A 14,240-nucleotide genomic window follows, 5' to 3' on the forward strand; every position below is an offset into this window, starting at 1 on the left:
CTCACGCCGCCTGGGCTGGCTTGTCGATCGGGTGCGCCGAACGAAAGCCGACAGCAAGCCGGTTCCAGACATTGATCGCGCCGATCGCCACCGTCAGCTTGGTCATCTCTTCCTCGCTGAAATGCGCCTTGAGCGCCTCATAGGCATCATCAGGCGCGCCGGTCTGGGCGAGGTTGGTGACGGCATCGACCCAGCCGAGCAGGGCGCGTTCCTTGGCGTCATAGATCGGCGATTCTTTCCAGACGGAGATCAGGTTGATCCACTGCTGCGACAGACCGCCGTGAAGCGCCTCCTTCGAGTGCATGTCGACGCAGTAGGCGCAGCCATTGATAACAGAGGCACGCAGCTTGATGAGGTGGATGTGACGCTTTTCGATGCCGGAGTTCTGGACATAGTCCTCGAGCGTTGCGACGGCCTTGTAGGCTTCGGGGGCGGCTTTGTAGAAATTGAAACGGGGTTGCATGGCACTTTTCCTTTCTGGTCTTCGGGTTCAGGTGGATTTGCGTTCGTTGATGTCGAGGAAGGCGCAGCTTCGCGCGGCGATCTCCCCCGTCGTGTCGGTCTCGGTAAGATCCGTGATGATCTCAGCGATCGAGGTGCGGCGGAGTTCCGCGCGGTAAGCGCGTTCCGCGCGCAACATCGCCGAGGCGATGCCGCAGGGCTTGGTTGGTTTGTTCGGCAGCGGGTTTGGACCCCGCTGGCGGATTTCGTTGCAGCGGAAGGCCGGTTCATGGCCGTCCACTGCGAGCACGATATCGAGGAGCGAGATTTCGGCCGCAGGTCGCGCCAGCCGATAGCCGCCGCGTGGGCCGGGAATGGTCTCGACGATCTTTGCGCCCGAGAGCGCCTGCAGGTGCTTGAGCAGATAGCTCGGCGATACGCCGTGGAATTCCGCCAGCGCTGCGGCCGAGAGCACGCCCTCGGACGTCAGATGCGCCAGCATCGTCACGCTGTGTATCGCCTGTTCCACGCCGTCGCTGAGCTTCATGGCTCTTGCTCCTTAATCGTGGATAATATTTATCCGTGATTCTGCCATTCGTCAATTCCATTTTCGTGAACGCGGCGTCGATGTCTTGCCTCGCGGAACAAAAGGATTATTTTCCTCATTCGAGGACAAAGGATTTCGGATGGACCAACGGGCGAGTGAGGAGACGGCAGCGCGACTACCCGAGCCCTTCGCCGGCTGGTTCGCTGCGCGCGGCTGGCGCCCGCGGCCGCATCAGCTTGCTCTGATCGACGAGACGGCCAAGGGCCAGTCCGCTCTGCTGATCGCCCCGACCGGTGCCGGCAAGACGCTGGCCGGTTTCCTGCCGTCGCTGATCGCCCTCACGCGCCGTGGCAAGAAGCCGCCCGGATCAGCCTTCCGCGGAATCCACACGCTCTACATCTCGCCGCTCAAGGCGCTGGCGGTCGACATCGAGCGCAATCTCGATCGTCCCGTCAGCGAAATGGGTTTGAAGATTAGTGTCGAGACCCGCACCGGCGACACGCCGCAGTCCAAGCGCACCCGCCAGCGCCTGGATCCGCCGGATATCCTGCTGACCACGCCGGAGCAACTGGCGCTGCTGATCGCCTCCAATGAGGCCGAGCGGTTCTTCAAAGACCTCGAATTCGTGATCTTCGACGAGCTCCATTCGCTCGTCACATCCAAGCGCGGCCATCTGCTCTCTCTGGGGGTGGCGCGATTGCGAAAGCTCGCACCCAGTCTCCGCACAATCGGCCTTTCCGCCACGGTCGCCGAACCCGACGACCTTCGCAAGTGGCTGGTGCAGCAGGCCCCCGGCGAGATCCGGCTCTCCAGCCTCGTTACTGTCGCGGGCGGCGCCAAGCCCATCATCACCATTCTCGGCGCCGAGGAGCGGATCCCCTGGTCGGGCCATTCCGCGCGCTATGCGATGGGCGAGGTCATGAAGGCGATCGGCCAGCACAAGACGACGATCCTCTTCGTCAACACGCGCTCGCAGGCCGAGATGCTGTTCCAGGCGCTCTGGAGCATCAATGACGACTCGCTGCCGATCGCGCTGCATCACGGCTCGCTCGATGTCGGCCAGCGCCGACGCGTCGAGGCCGCGATGTCTGACAACAAGCTGCGCGCCGTCGTCGCCACCTCCACGCTCGACCTCGGCCTCGACTGGGGCGATGTCGATCTCGTCATCCATGTCGGGGCTCCCAAGGGTGCTTCGCGGCTCGCCCAGCGCATCGGCCGCTCCAACCACCGCATGGATGAACCGTCGAAGGCGATCCTGGTGCCCGCCAATCGCTTCGAGGTGATGGAATGCCAGGCCGCACTCGACGCCAACTATCTCGGCGCACAGGACACGCCGCCGGTTGGTCGCGGCGCGCTCGACGTGCTCTGCCAGCACATCATGGGCATGGCCTGCGCCGACCCGTTCGATGCGCTCCTGCTCTATGACGAGATCATTTCGGCTTCGCCCTATGCCGATCTCTCCTGGGAGACATTCGAGCGCGCGCTCGATTTTGTTGCCACCGGCGGTTATGCGCTGCGCACCTACGAGCGCTATGCCAAGATCAGGAAAAACAAAGACGGGTTGTGGCGCGTCTCCAATCCGCAATATGCCACGCAATACCGGCTCAATATCGGCACGATCATCGAGTCGCCGGTGCTCAATGTCCGGCTGGTGCGCAAGGGCAGGGGCGCTGTCGGCCGCGGCGGACCGGTGCTGGGCCAGGTCGAGGAATATTTCCTTGAAACCATGAAGCAGGGCGACACCTTCATGTTCGGCGGCCGCGTGCTCCGCTTTGAAGGCATCCATGAGAACGAGTGCCATGCCTCCGAAGCGAAGTCTGAGGATCCGCGTATCCCGGCCTATGCCGGCGGCAAGTTCCCGCTCTCGACCTATCTCGCCGACGGCGTGCGCGCCATGCTTGCCGATCCCGAAAAGCGCGCTGGCCTGCCCGATCAGGTCCGCGACTGGCTCGCCATCCAGGCGGAAAAGTCGGTGTTGCCGAAGCGCGACGAACTGCTGATCGAGACCTTTCCGCGCGGCGCCCGCTTCTACATGGTCGCCTATCCCTTCGAGGGACGGCTCGCACACCAGACGCTCGGCATGCTGCTCACCCGCCGTCTCGACCGCGCCGGAGCCAAGCCGACGGGCTTCGTCGCCACCGATTATTCGATCGCCATCTGGGGATTGGAGGATATCGGCGCGATGATCGGGGCCAAGCGCCTCTCCATGGCCTCACTGTTCGACGAGGACATGCTGGGCGATGATCTGGAGGCCTGGCTCAACGAGACCTACCTGCTGAAACGCACCTTCCGCGCCTGCGCCATGATCGCGGGCCTGATCGAGCGCCGCCATCCGGGCAAGGAGAAGAGCGGCCGCCAGCTCACCGTCTCCGCCGACCTGATCTACGACGTGCTGCGCGTTCACGAGCCCGACCACATCCTGCTCGAGGCGACGCGCAACGATGCGGCACAAGGCCTTTTGGATATTGGCCGGCTTGGCGATATGCTGAAGCGAATCAAGGGGCATATCCGGCTCAAGCGGCTCGACCAGATTTCACCGCTCGCAGTCCCGATCATGCTTGAAATCGGCCGTGAATCGGTCAGCGGCGCCGCCGACGAGGAACTGCTCGCCGAGGCAGCCGAGGATCTGATCGCGGACGCAATGGGCAGAGATACGTGAAATTCGACGGCATGATATCAGGCGCGGAAATACCCCCCTCTGCCCTGCCGGACATCTCCCCCTCAAGGGGGGAGATTCGCCAGTGGTTCATTCGCCGCCCCAAGTTGCCGTCGCCTACTGCGCATTCGGTGTTTGGTGGTCGCTTGGCCATGTCCCATCGAATCTCCCCCCTTGAGGGGGAGATGCCCGGCAGGGCAGAGGGGGGTACCCTCTGATGCACGGACTTGCCCGCCTGAAATCCACCGACTTGGCACTGCCGTCGGCCCACGCGGAAACCGAAATCAATGGCCAGGCCGTCATCCTCGACCCCGCCGGCGCGGTCTATCTGCCCGATCACGGACTGCTCTGCGTTTCCGATCTCCATCTCGAAAAGGGTGCCGCCTATGCGCGCCGCGGCCAAATGCTGCCGCCTTGGGATACATTCGCGACGCTGAAGATCCTCGGCACCGTCATCGCCCGCCACAATCCGCGCATCGTCGTCTCGCTCGGCGACAATTTCCATGACCGCCGAGGCTCGGCCGAAATGCCGGAGCTCGGCCGGATGATGATCCGCGACATGGCCGTGGGCCGCGAATGGATCTGGATTTCAGGCAATCACGACCCCGATGGCGTCGTCGATCTACCGGGAATGTCGCTGGATACACTCACCTATGGCGGCCTCAATTTCCGTCACGATCCGTTGAAGAATGCCGGAGCCGGCGAAGTCGCCGGGCATCTTCATCCTGCGGCTTTGCTCGTTCGCCGTGAGCGCGGCATACGCCGCCCGTGCTTCGCAACAGACGGTCGGCGGTTGGTCATGCCCTCCTTCGGCGTCATGACAGGTGGGCTCGATATCAGGCACAAGGCTTTTGCCGGCCTGTTCGAGAAGACGCAGCTCGTCGCCCATATGCTGGGCCAGGGCCGCGTCCACTCCATTTCCTACAGCCGGCTCGCCGGCTGATCGTCCTCACTTCACAGTCTCGGGCCGATAGCGGACGATGACGCCGCCATTCGACAGCCCGCGCGCTTCGATCAGGTCGACCTTGATCTTGTCCTTGAAGAACGGATTGCCCTTGCCGATGGCGAGTGGCGCGTAACAGAACATCAGCTCGTCCACCAGTCCGGCCTTGAGCAGCGAATGGGTGAGATCGGCACTGCCGAAGATGTAGAGGTCCTTGATCGACTCCTTGCGCAGGCGAGTGATCTCGCCCTCGATGTCGTCGGTCAGCCGCGTGTTGTTCCATTCGGATGTGGTCTGTGTGCGCGACGCCACGAGCTTGGGCAGCGCGTTCATGTAAGTCGTGACAGTGGACGGTTCGGCCGTGGCCGCAGTCCAGTAGTCGCGCATGCCTTCATAGGTGACCCGGCCGAAGACCAGCGTGGCAGCCTTCTCGCCGAACTCGTTGCTCATCGCTTCGAGCTCCGGACCCCAGACGAATTCGTGCATAGATAGATCCCACTTCGTCTCGCCCTCGAAATAACCGTCGAGCGACAGGATGTTCCAGACGATGAGCTTGGCCATGTGCATATCCTCCGTTGATAACTAGTTGCGAATTGCAAGCGGTTGACGTGTAGCGAAACTGGTTTTACTTTGCAAGCGGTATTGGAGAAGAAGATGAAAGATTCGCATCGATCAGGCTGCCCGATCAACCTCACGCTGGAAATCCTCGGCGACCGCTGGAGCCTGATCGTGTTGCGCGACATGATGTTCGGCAACCGCCACCATTTCCGCGAACTGCTCACGAAATCCGAGGAGGGCATCGCCTCCAACATCCTCGCCGACCGCCTCAAGCGCCTGGTCGAGGAGGGCCTGATCAGCAAGGCCGACGATCCCAGCCACAAGCAGAAGGCCATCTACAGCCTGACCGAGATGGGAATCGCGCTGGTGCCGGTCTTCGCCGCCATGGGCGCCTGGGGGCGGAAGTTCCTCGCGGTGTCGGAAGAATTGTCGATCCGGGCGGAACTGCTGGAACTCGGCGGCCAGCCGATGTGGGACGCCTTCATGGAAGAACTCAGGCACCTGCATCTCGGTATGCCCGCGCCGAAGCGCTCGGTGTTTGGCGAACTGCAAGCGGCGTATCTGGAGACGGTCGCACGGAAGGCCAGGGAAGTGGCGGCTTAGGGGGATCAACCCCCTGTATCCCGGCTCAAACGACCTGGGATATAGGGGGTCTCTGGCCTCGCGCCACCCCAAACCGTTCACTCAAAGAAGCCCTTGGGCGTCTCGCCCTTCAGGAAGGGTCCGATGAAGCCCATCAGCAGGTCGGTCTGGTCGATCACCGCCGTATGCGACGTCGCTGGCAGGATGGCCAGGCGGGAGGCGGCCAAGGGCTTACCCATGTCGCCCATCGCTCCGCCGCCAAGCAGGCGGAAGAGCGCGACGGAATGTTCGAGCGTGGCGACATCGGCGTCGCCTGATATGATCAGGATCGGCGTCTTGAGCGTCCTGACGTCGGCTTCCCAGGCCATCGGCTCATGTTCGAGCGCGATCAGCTTCGTCACCAGGTCGCGGAAGCCGTCGGGATTGGCGGCGAGCTTCTTGTATTCGGCGGCCATCGGCATGTTGACGAACATCTCGACATTCATCTGCGGGATGAAGGCGCGGAATTCCGGCTGCCAGCCTCTTTCGTCATAGGCGACCGAGGCCGCGACAAGCTTGCCGACTTTCTCCGGATGGCGGATGGCCAATTGCAGGCCGGCGGCGGCACCCATCGAATAGCCGAAGACATCGGCCTTCTCGAGCCCGACCTTGTCCATGAACACGGCGACATCATCGGCAAGGTTCGGATAGGTGATCGGCCGATCGATATCGGTGGTGCGGCCATGGCCCTGGAACTCGATAGCATAGACCTTGTGCGTCTCGGCGAGCTTACCGACGATCGCCCCCATGGTGGGGATGTTCATATAGGCGCCGTGAAGCACGACCAGCGGTTCGCCTTCACCGGACACTTCGTAATACATCTGCATGCCATTGACCTCGACCCGCTTGCCTTCGGGCGCGGACTGGGCGGCAAAGGCGCTGGCGAACAGCATGGACAGGGCAATCAAACTGCGGCGGAACATCAGACTTTCTCCTCTTCAAGCACACGGCGGCAGCCGGCTTCGACATCACGACGAGGGTGGCTTCGCCGATCCGACAAGGCATATGAAATTTTTCGCTGACGCGCGAAATCCTGTTAACGAGGGGCATAGGCGAGGCGCTGATGCGCGCAGTCGAATCCGAAGCGCGGCGCCGGGGACGCACGCTGCTCCTGCTCGACACGGTTGCAGGCGGCGCCGGCGAACGGCTCTATCGCCGGCTGGGCTGGCGCGAGATCGGCGCCGTGCCCAACCATTTCGTGGACCCGTTTGGAAATCCGAAGACATCCACCTATTTCATGTTGGCGCTGGATTGACGGGCGGAGGAAGTGGAATGACGGATGATCGGCAGAGCCATTGGGAGACGGTCTATTCGACCAAGTCGGAGACCGATGTGAGCTGGTTCCAGGAAACGCCCGAGCCGTCGCTGGCGCTTCTGGCCCTCGTCGGTGCGGGATCGAACAGCGCGATCGTCGACGTTGGCGGAGGCGCATCACGGCTGGTGGATGCGCTCCTGGAGGAGGGCTACACGGATCTCACTGTCCTTGATCTCTCGGCCGCCGCACTGGCAACCGCCCGGCAACGGCTTGGAAAGGCAGCGGATCGGGTCCAGTGGATCGCGGCCGATGCGACGACTTGGGAACCGCCGCCGAAGCGCTATGACGTCTGGCATGACCGGGCGGCCTTCCACTTCCTCACAGACGAGGCCGATCAGCACGCTTACATCGACCGGCTCGCGCGCGGGCTGAAAATCGGCGGCCACGCGATTATCGGCACCTTTGCCGTCGACGGGCCTGAAAAGTGCAGCGGTCTGCCGGTGGCGCGGCACAGTGCCGAAAGCCTGGCCGCGCTTCTTGGCACCAGCTTTGAGCGTGTCGACACCAGGCCCCACGAGCATGCGACGCCCTGGGGCAGCGTGCAGAAATTCCAGTTCTCGACCTTCCGGCGCTTGGCCTGACGTCTACCCTTCCACCGGCGCGATGATGCATTTGAGCCGCTTGGCGTCGCCGCAGATGTGCCAGTTGCCGTCATCGGAGGGACGATTGACCACCTTGGATGGATCGAAGCGGTATTTGTTGCCGGCGCGGTCCATGATCATTTCGCCCTCGGCTTCCGAAAAGGGCGCCGTGGCTGGGCGGCAATCGTACCATTCGCAGCAATCGCCGCCGCCGTCGCGGCGCTGGAACAGCTTGTAGTCCTGGCCGGTGACCGGATCGACATGGGCGAGCCCGCCGCCGGCCAAGGCGCCGAAGGCAATCAGTGGAAGGACCAGCCGCATGACGATCCGCATGTTCAATCCATCCTGCCCAGCACCATAACGCAGATGGCGCCGCTCCTCCCCAAGCCGGGCAACTATACCCGCTCACTGGCGGCGCGAACAGACGGCTTGATGCGATGCCGGGGCTCACAGGAAAGAGGATATTAACCCTCTCCCGAAAGCTTCCGCTCACCATGGCAACCCGGCGGCGGTAAGCTCGTTTCCGCAGTGCAACAAAGGAGGGACGAATGGCGGCAGAGGCAATCGTACTCTGGCTGTGCGGCGCTGGCGCGCTGGGCGGCCTGATCATCAGACTGGTTTCGGAACTGCACGCTTCAGGGATGTTCTAGCACGGCTGACCTCTCTCACCCGAACGTGATCCCGCTCACCTGAACGTGACTTCTCCGGTCGGCTTTCTCTCGGCACTTTCGCCGCGCAGTTGCCTTGACAGGAGGAACGTCATGCGAGACCTGAGCATTTCCCGTCGAACTCTCTTCGTATCTACCGCGGCGGCGCTCGCCGCGCCCGCCATTCTCACCCGGGCGAGCTTCGCCCAGGATGCAAGCGAAAATACCATGGCCGTCCAACCCCAGACCAAGAGCTTCAAGATCGGCAAGTTTGCCATCAGCACCATCCGCGATGGCAAGGTCGTCGCCGACAAGCCGAACGAGATCTTCGGCACCAACCAGAAACCGGAGGACGTCGCAGCCGCGCTCGAAGCCAACATGCTTCCGTCGGACAGGTTGATCAATTCCTTCGCGCCGACGCTGGTCGATACCGGCAGCGAAGTCATCCTCTTCGACACCGGCTTCGGTGAGGGCGGCCGCGCCAATGGCAACGGCCAGCTGATCGCTGGCCTGCAGTCGCTCGGCTATGAGCCGAGGCAGGTGACGGCTGTCGTGCTGACCCACATGCATGGCGACCATATCAATGGCCTGATGGAGGGCGGCAAGCCGGCCTTCGAGAACGCCCGCTATTTTGCCGGCCAGGTCGAATATGATTTCTGGAAGGATCCGGCTCGATCAGGAACCCCGGCCGAGAACGGCCATAAGGGCGTGCTCAAAAATGTCGTGCCGCTGGCCGAGAAAATGACCTTCATCAAGGAAGGCTCGGAGGTGGTGCCCGGCATCGTGGCGCACGAGGCCTTCGGCCATTCGCCGGGACACCTGATCTTCCAGCTCGAGTCCGAGGGCAGGGGCCTGTTCATCACCGGCGACACCGCCAACCACTACATTCTGTCGCTTCAGCATCCGGACTGGGAAGTACGCTTCGACGCCGACAAGGCCGCCGCCGCTGCGACGCGCCGGAAGGTGTTCGACATGGTGGCGGCGGAGAAGCTGCCATTCGTCGGTTACCACATGCCCTATCCGGCGGTTGGTTATGTCGAGAAGAGCGGCGACGGATATCGGTTTGTGCCGGAGACCTATCAGTTCGAGCTTTGAGAGGGATAAGACCCCTCTCCATTCCCCAAAAGCGGGAGGTCTTGGGAGGGGTCTTCAAACCTCCTACTCAACGATCGTGCAGTATTCCGTGCTTGGTTCCTCGCCCGACGGTTCAAACTTCAGCACGATGACCGGCTTCTTGTCCGAGAGCCGGGTCGTGTTGTAGCCGGTGATGTTGTTATCCGCGAAGGGGCCGGACTTCCAGTCTATGATGCTGGTCGCCTTGTCATAGGCAAACTCGCCGACGCGGAGGGTCGCGCCGCGCAGGAAGTAGGCCGTGCCGTCGAGAATGTCGAACTCGCTGGTTGGCGTCGTGCCGTCGAGGCAGGCGTAGTAACCGGGAATGAGGACCGGGCGGAGCTGGTGTGTTGGTGGCAGCTCGAAAGCCTGCACGGTGCCGGGCGCCAGAAGGAAAAGCAGGCCGGCAAATGCCGGCCTGACTGAAGCTGCCGAAGATAGCGCTAGCCGCGCGATCATGCCGCCTTCTTCTGGCGGTAGGGGTCGAAGCGTGTGTAGAAAGTCTCGCCCTTGGCGGCCATGTCCTTGAGCAGCGGTGTCGGGGCGAAATGGTCGCCATACTTGCCGGCGAGCTTTTCGCAGAGCGCCACGAAGGTCTTCACGCCCATGCCGTCGATATAGCTCAGCGTGCCCCCGGTATAGGGCGCGAAGCCGAAGCCGAGGATCGAACCGACATCGGCTTCGCGCGGATCGGTGACGATGCCCTCCTCGACGGTACGCGCAGCCTCGAGCGCAATGGTGACCAGCAGTCGCTGCTTGAGCTCGGCGAAGTCGACCTCCTCGGCCTTCTTCTGCGGATAGAGATCTTTCAGGCCGGCCCAGAGCGACTTCTTGGCGGGTTTCGGCGGATAGTCGTAAAAACCCTTGGTGTTCTTGCGGCCGAGGCGGCCGAGATCAGTCACCAGCTTGTCGACCAGCGCCATGTGATGCTTCTTGACAGAGGCCTCGCCGAGATCGGCGATGGACGCCTTCATGATCTTGTAGCTGAGGTCGATCGCCACTTCGTCGTTGAGTGAAAGCGGGCCGACCGGCATACCGGCGAACTTGGCGGCATTCTCGATCATGATGGCCGGCACGCCTTCGGCGAGCATGTCATAGGCCTCGTTGATGTAGCGGAAGACGCAGCGGTTGACATAGAAGCCGCGGGTGTCGTTGACGACAATGGGGGTCTTCTTGATCGCGGCGACATAGTCGAGGGCCACGGCAATCGCCTTGTCTTCGGTCTTTTCGCCGAGGATCACTTCCACCAGCATCATCTTGTCGACCGGCGAGAAGAAGTGCACGCCGATGAACTGCCCCGGGCGCTTGGAATTCTCGGCGAGACCGGTAATCGGCAGCGTAGAAGTGTTGGAGGCGAAGATCGAGCCTTCGGGCAGCACGGCTTCGACGGCTTCGGTCACCGTCTTCTTGACATTGCGATCTTCGAACACGGCCTCGATGACGAGATCGGCATCGGCGAGCTGGCTGTAGTCAGGTGTGGCGGTGATCAGCGACAACAGCTTCTCGCCGTCTTCCTTGGTTGTCTTGCCCTTGGCAATCCCACCCTTCACCAGCTCTTCCGAATGCGCCTTGCCCTTGTCGGCCGCTTCCTGGTCTCGATCGATCAGCACGACCGGAATGCCGGCGCGGGCCGTGACATAGGCGATGCTGGCACCCATGAAACCCGCGCCGATGACGCCGATCTTCTTGAATTTCGTCGGTTCGACACCGGCGGGACGGCGGGCGCCCTTGCCGAGTTCCTGCATCGAGACGAACAGCGAGCGCACCATCATCTGGGCCTCGGTCGTCTGCAGGATCTGGGTGAAATAGCGCTGCTCGACCTTGAGCGCGGTGTCGAAGGGCAGCTGCAGACCCTCATAGACGCATTTCAGGATCGCGTGCGCGCCGGGATAGTTCATGTTGGTCTCGCGGCGCAGGATTGCGTTCGCGGCCGAGAACAGCTGTACGCCCTGCGGCGACCAGATCGTGCCGCCTGGGGCCTTGAAGCCCTTCTTGTCCCAGGGCGCGACGGGATCGACGCCCTTCTTGAGCAGCTCCTTGGCCGCAGAAATCAGGTTGTCCGGCTCGACGACCTCGGTCAGCAGGCCGAGCGCCTTGGCACGCGAGGCGGAGAGATCCTGGCCCGTCGTCATGATCTGCAGCGCATCCTGCGTGTTGATCAGGCGCGGCATGCGCTGGGTGCCGCCGGCGCCCGGGAAAATGCCGATCTTGACTTCGGGCAGTGCGATCTTGACCGACTTCGAATTGGAGGCCACGCGGGCATGGCAGGACATGGCGAGCTCGGTCGCGCCGCCCATGCAGGTGCCGTTGATCGCGGCGACCCAGGGCTTGCCATTGGTCTCGATCTTCCGCCACAGCCAGCTCATGCGGCCGGCGGCATCGAAGAGCCGCTTGGTGGCGCCGGCCGGATCGGTCGCGCGACCCTCATCCATTGCCCGTGAAATGGCGTTCAGCATGGTGATGTCGGCACCGCCGGAGAATTGCGACTTGCCTGACGCGAAGAGCACGCCCTTGACGGCGGCATCGGCAACCGTCGCATCGACGATCGCCTCGATCTCGTCCATCACCTCCTGGGTGAAGACATTCATCGACTTGCCCGGCATGTCCCAGGTGACGAGCGCGATGCCATCGGCGTCGGTTTCGACGGTGAAATTCTTGTAATTGCTCATTACGGGATTTCCTCTTCCCAGAATTGGTCGTCGTCAGAAGACGAGAAAAAACACACCAAAGATGACGAACACCAGAACGAGTGCACCGAGGCTTCCATAGGCTTCGGCCATCAAGCGGCGAGACGGTGCGTTGGGGTCAGCGCTGAATTCCGCGTAGGCGTTCTTCATCTGCTGATCCAAGTTGCGAGCCTCGAAGTGCTGTCTCGTTTCGTCGGTGTCGTGCGACATCCTCAAACGCGCTCGATGATCGTTGCGGTGCCCATGCCGGCGCCGATGCAGAGCGTGACCAGCGCGGTGTTGAGGTCGCGCCGTTCCAGCTCGTCCAGCACCGTCCCGAGGATCATCGCGCCGGTCGCGCCGAGCGGATGGCCCATGGCGATAGCGCCGCCATTGACGTTGATCTGGTCATGCGGGATGTCGAAAGCCTGCATGTAGCGCAGCACGACGGCTGCGAAGGCCTCGTTGAGCTCGAACAGGTCGATATCGGAGATGGACATGCCGGCGCGCTTCAACAGCTTTTCGGTCACGTCGACAGGGCCGGTCAGCATCAGCGCTGGTTCCGATCCGATATTGGCGATCGCCTTGATGCGGGCGCGTGGGCGCTTGCCGATCGTCTCGCCGCCGGCCCTGGAACCGACCAGCACGGCCGCCGCGCCATCGACGATGCCCGACGAATTGCCGGCATGATGGACGTAATTGATCTTCTCGACATCAGGATGGGCCTGGAACGCGACCGCATCGAAGCCGCCCATCTCGCCCATCATGGTGAAGGAAGCCTGGAGTGCAGCCAGCGCCTGCATGTCGGTGGTCGGGCGCATGTGCTCGTCACGGTCGAGGATGACCATGCCGTTGACGTCGGTGACCGGCACGACGGAATGCTTGAAATAGCCATTGGCCCAGGCATGGCCCGCGCGCTTCTGGCTCTCGACGGCATAGGCGTCGACATCGTCGCGGGAGAAGCCGTATTTTGTGGCGATGAGATCGGCCGAGACACCCTGCGGCATGAAATAGGCCGGCACGGCAACCGAGGGGTCGACCGGCCAGGCACCGCCCGACATGCCCATGCCGACGCGGCTCATGCTCTCGACGCCGCCGGCGATGATCAGATCATCCGCACCCTGCGCCACCTTGGCGGCAGCCAGGTTGATGGCATCGAGGCCCGAGGCGCAGAAGCGCGAGATCTGCAGGCCCGGCGCGCGATTGGAATAGCCGGCTTCGAAGGCCGCGGCGCGGGGGATGACGGAGCCGGCTTCCATAACGGGATCGACGCAGCCGAAGATGATGTCATCGACGGTGCTGGTGTCGATGGAGTTGCGATCGCGTAGCCATTCGAGCGTATGCGCCGCGAGGCGCACAGGCGGCACTTCGTGCAAGGACCCGTCCTTCTTGCCGCGACCCCGGGGGGTGCGGACATGGTCGTAGATGTAGGCTTCGGTCATTGTGTTTTTCTCCCTGGGCGATCCGAGGATTCTTGTAGGTTTTTCATTGGGGTTTACCCCCCTTTGCCCTGCCGGGCGTCTCCCCCACAGGTGGGGAGAGTGGATGGCGCGTGCGCATCGCACTCATTGAGCGGTCGTTGCTCAGCATGCGACTTTCATTTTGGGCGAGACGGCTGCCCCGGCTCGCTCTCCCCCCTTGTGGGGGAGATGTCCGGCAGGACAGAGGGGGGTATATCCCGGCGCTACCTGTCATTCGAATTTCTCCACCCCGATCGTCCTGATGATCGCATCACAGACAGCATCGATGTTCTTCAGCGGCTCGTCGTTCCAGAGGCGGAGAACTTTCCAGCCGTCCGACTCAAGCCGCGCCGTCCTAACCGCATCGTAGCGGACATCCGCGTCATTGCCATGCTGCGACCCATCGACCTCGATGATTAGTTTGTGATCCGGGCAGGCGAAGTCAACGATGTAGCCGGCAATCGGCATCTGGCGGCGGAAACTGAGGCCCATCAGGCGGTGGGCGCGGATTTCGTTCCAGAGGGCGCGCTCGGCGTCGGTCATTTCGTGGCGCAGGCGGCGGGCGTTCGAGCGGGCGCGTTCGGGGACCTTAGCGTGTGGCAACTTGGGCCTCCGCTAGGTTATGGGTGGGGTACCCCCCTCTGTCCTGCCGGACATCTCCCCCACAAGGGGGGAGAGTGGATGGAGTGCGC

The 14,240-nt window shown here is 62.7% G+C and carries 16 protein-coding genes; 6 read left to right on the plus strand and 10 right to left on the minus strand.

All coding sequences use genetic code 11. The features are described 5' to 3' along the window. Window position 1 precedes the first annotated feature (1 nt). Both AC2YI2_RS28750 and AC2YI2_RS28755 read right to left on the minus strand, forming a co-directional pair. Window positions 2–463 (minus strand): carboxymuconolactone decarboxylase family protein, encoded by a 462-nt coding sequence (locus tag AC2YI2_RS28750; protein WP_487389964.1) that lies wholly within the window; start codon window positions 461–463, stop codon window positions 2–4. A gap of 27 nt (window positions 464–490) precedes the next feature. After that, on the minus strand, window positions 491–988 hold the full coding sequence (locus tag AC2YI2_RS28755; protein ID WP_487389965.1) for an RrF2 family transcriptional regulator: 498 nt from the start codon (window positions 986–988) through the stop codon (window positions 491–493). A 139-nt stretch (window positions 989–1,127) separates the two neighbouring features. Here AC2YI2_RS28755 and AC2YI2_RS28760 point away from each other — a divergent pair, with 139 nt between their 5' ends. Then, entirely contained in the window at window positions 1,128–3,647 is a 2,520-nt protein-coding gene (locus tag AC2YI2_RS28760) for a ligase-associated DNA damage response DEXH box helicase (RefSeq protein ID WP_487389966.1), read from the plus strand. Window positions 3,648–3,861: 214 nt separating this feature from the next. Further along, window positions 3,862–4,587 carry a ligase-associated DNA damage response endonuclease PdeM gene (gene pdeM, locus AC2YI2_RS28765; RefSeq protein ID WP_487389967.1) on the plus strand — a complete coding sequence of 242 codons (726 nt, stop codon included), beginning with the start codon at window positions 3,862–3,864 and terminating at the stop codon, window positions 4,585–4,587. 6 nt (window positions 4,588–4,593) lie between these two features. On the opposite strand, the gene AC2YI2_RS28770 is transcribed toward pdeM, so the two are convergent. Beyond that, window positions 4,594–5,148, minus strand: a complete 555-nt coding sequence (locus AC2YI2_RS28770; protein ID WP_487389968.1) for a dihydrofolate reductase family protein — start codon at window positions 5,146–5,148, stop codon at window positions 4,594–4,596. A gap of 93 nt (window positions 5,149–5,241) precedes the next feature. Between AC2YI2_RS28770 and AC2YI2_RS28775 the strand changes: the two genes are divergently transcribed. Then, window positions 5,242–5,748, plus strand: coding sequence for a winged helix-turn-helix transcriptional regulator (locus tag AC2YI2_RS28775; protein WP_487389969.1), 507 nt, complete (start codon window positions 5,242–5,244; stop codon window positions 5,746–5,748). Between the two features lie 77 nt (window positions 5,749–5,825). Here the strand turns inward: AC2YI2_RS28775 and AC2YI2_RS28780 are convergent, their stop codons facing one another. Beyond that, complete coding sequence (locus AC2YI2_RS28780; RefSeq protein WP_487389970.1) at window positions 5,826–6,689, minus strand: alpha/beta fold hydrolase; 864 nt, start codon at window positions 6,687–6,689, stop codon at window positions 5,826–5,828. 140 nt (window positions 6,690–6,829) lie between these two features. Here AC2YI2_RS28780 and AC2YI2_RS28785 point away from each other — a divergent pair, with 140 nt between their 5' ends. Together AC2YI2_RS28785 and AC2YI2_RS28790 are read left to right on the plus strand one after the other, a co-directional pair. Beyond that, on the plus strand, window positions 6,830–7,021 hold the full coding sequence (locus AC2YI2_RS28785) for a hypothetical protein (RefSeq protein ID WP_487389971.1): 192 nt from the start codon (window positions 6,830–6,832) through the stop codon (window positions 7,019–7,021). Between the two features lie 17 nt (window positions 7,022–7,038). Then, window positions 7,039–7,662 carry a class I SAM-dependent methyltransferase gene (locus tag AC2YI2_RS28790; RefSeq protein WP_487389972.1) on the plus strand — a complete coding sequence of 208 codons (624 nt, stop codon included), beginning with the start codon at window positions 7,039–7,041 and terminating at the stop codon, window positions 7,660–7,662. 3 nt (window positions 7,663–7,665) lie between these two features. Here the strand turns inward: AC2YI2_RS28790 and AC2YI2_RS28795 are convergent, their stop codons facing one another. After that, window positions 7,666–7,995, minus strand: a complete 330-nt coding sequence (locus tag AC2YI2_RS28795) for a hypothetical protein (RefSeq protein WP_487389973.1) — start codon at window positions 7,993–7,995, stop codon at window positions 7,666–7,668. Between the two features lie 428 nt (window positions 7,996–8,423). On the opposite strand from AC2YI2_RS28795, the gene AC2YI2_RS28800 reads away from it, so the two are divergent. After that, window positions 8,424–9,404 carry an MBL fold metallo-hydrolase gene (locus tag AC2YI2_RS28800; protein WP_487389974.1) on the plus strand — a complete coding sequence of 327 codons (981 nt, stop codon included), beginning with the start codon at window positions 8,424–8,426 and terminating at the stop codon, window positions 9,402–9,404. Between the two features lie 63 nt (window positions 9,405–9,467). Here AC2YI2_RS28800 and AC2YI2_RS28805 read toward each other — a convergent pair whose 3' ends face one another. The 5 genes from AC2YI2_RS28805 to AC2YI2_RS28825 form a co-directional block, all read right to left on the minus strand. Further along, window positions 9,468–9,881 carry a hypothetical protein gene (locus AC2YI2_RS28805; RefSeq protein WP_487389975.1) on the minus strand — a complete coding sequence of 138 codons (414 nt, stop codon included), beginning with the start codon at window positions 9,879–9,881 and terminating at the stop codon, window positions 9,468–9,470. Beyond that, the gene (locus tag AC2YI2_RS28810) at window positions 9,878–12,091 is read right to left on the minus strand and encodes an FAD-dependent oxidoreductase (protein WP_487389976.1); all 2,214 of its coding nucleotides are present in this window, start codon (window positions 12,089–12,091) and stop codon (window positions 9,878–9,880) included. Before AC2YI2_RS28810 ends, AC2YI2_RS28805 begins: the two co-directional genes overlap by 4 nt. Before the next feature lie 33 nt (window positions 12,092–12,124). Then, window positions 12,125–12,259: a hypothetical protein gene (locus tag AC2YI2_RS28815; RefSeq protein ID WP_487389977.1), complete on the minus strand. Its 135-nt coding sequence runs from the start codon at window positions 12,257–12,259 to the stop codon at window positions 12,125–12,127. A gap of 62 nt (window positions 12,260–12,321) precedes the next feature. Further along, on the minus strand, window positions 12,322–13,530 hold the full coding sequence (locus tag AC2YI2_RS28820) for an acetyl-CoA C-acetyltransferase (RefSeq protein ID WP_487389978.1): 1,209 nt from the start codon (window positions 13,528–13,530) through the stop codon (window positions 12,322–12,324). A 249-nt stretch (window positions 13,531–13,779) separates the two neighbouring features. Continuing rightward, on the minus strand, window positions 13,780–14,151 hold the full coding sequence (locus AC2YI2_RS28825; RefSeq protein WP_487389979.1) for an endonuclease domain-containing protein: 372 nt from the start codon (window positions 14,149–14,151) through the stop codon (window positions 13,780–13,782). Window positions 14,152–14,240: the final 89 nt, after the last annotated feature.

This window comes from Rhizobium sp. SRI_017, assembly GCF_057586295.1.

What these genes read in the sequence shown, in the direction of transcription:
- AC2YI2_RS28750 (WP_487389964.1), bottom strand. Translation starts at nt 463, where the DNA reads ATGCAACCCCGTTTCAATTTCTACAAAGCCGCCCCCGAAGCCTACAAG.
- AC2YI2_RS28755 (WP_487389965.1), bottom strand. Translation starts at nt 988, where the DNA reads ATGAAGCTCAGCGACGGCGTGGAACAGGCGATACACAGCGTGACGATG.
- AC2YI2_RS28760 (WP_487389966.1), top strand. Translation starts at nt 1,128, where the DNA reads ATGGACCAACGGGCGAGTGAGGAGACGGCAGCGCGACTACCCGAGCCC.
- pdeM (WP_487389967.1), top strand. Translation starts at nt 3,862, where the DNA reads ATGCACGGACTTGCCCGCCTGAAATCCACCGACTTGGCACTGCCGTCG.
- AC2YI2_RS28770 (WP_487389968.1), bottom strand. Translation starts at nt 5,148, where the DNA reads ATGGCCAAGCTCATCGTCTGGAACATCCTGTCGCTCGACGGTTATTTC.
- AC2YI2_RS28775 (WP_487389969.1), top strand. Translation starts at nt 5,242, where the DNA reads ATGAAAGATTCGCATCGATCAGGCTGCCCGATCAACCTCACGCTGGAA.
- AC2YI2_RS28780 (WP_487389970.1), bottom strand. Translation starts at nt 6,689, where the DNA reads ATGTTCCGCCGCAGTTTGATTGCCCTGTCCATGCTGTTCGCCAGCGCC.
- AC2YI2_RS28785 (WP_487389971.1), top strand. Translation starts at nt 6,830, where the DNA reads ATGCGCGCAGTCGAATCCGAAGCGCGGCGCCGGGGACGCACGCTGCTC.
- AC2YI2_RS28790 (WP_487389972.1), top strand. Translation starts at nt 7,039, where the DNA reads ATGACGGATGATCGGCAGAGCCATTGGGAGACGGTCTATTCGACCAAG.
- AC2YI2_RS28795 (WP_487389973.1), bottom strand. Translation starts at nt 7,995, where the DNA reads ATGCGGATCGTCATGCGGCTGGTCCTTCCACTGATTGCCTTCGGCGCC.
- AC2YI2_RS28800 (WP_487389974.1), top strand. Translation starts at nt 8,424, where the DNA reads ATGCGAGACCTGAGCATTTCCCGTCGAACTCTCTTCGTATCTACCGCG.
- AC2YI2_RS28805 (WP_487389975.1), bottom strand. Translation starts at nt 9,881, where the DNA reads ATGATCGCGCGGCTAGCGCTATCTTCGGCAGCTTCAGTCAGGCCGGCA.
- AC2YI2_RS28810 (WP_487389976.1), bottom strand. Translation starts at nt 12,091, where the DNA reads ATGAGCAATTACAAGAATTTCACCGTCGAAACCGACGCCGATGGCATC.
- AC2YI2_RS28815 (WP_487389977.1), bottom strand. Translation starts at nt 12,259, where the DNA reads ATGAAGAACGCCTACGCGGAATTCAGCGCTGACCCCAACGCACCGTCT.
- AC2YI2_RS28820 (WP_487389978.1), bottom strand. Translation starts at nt 13,530, where the DNA reads ATGACCGAAGCCTACATCTACGACCATGTCCGCACCCCCCGGGGTCGC.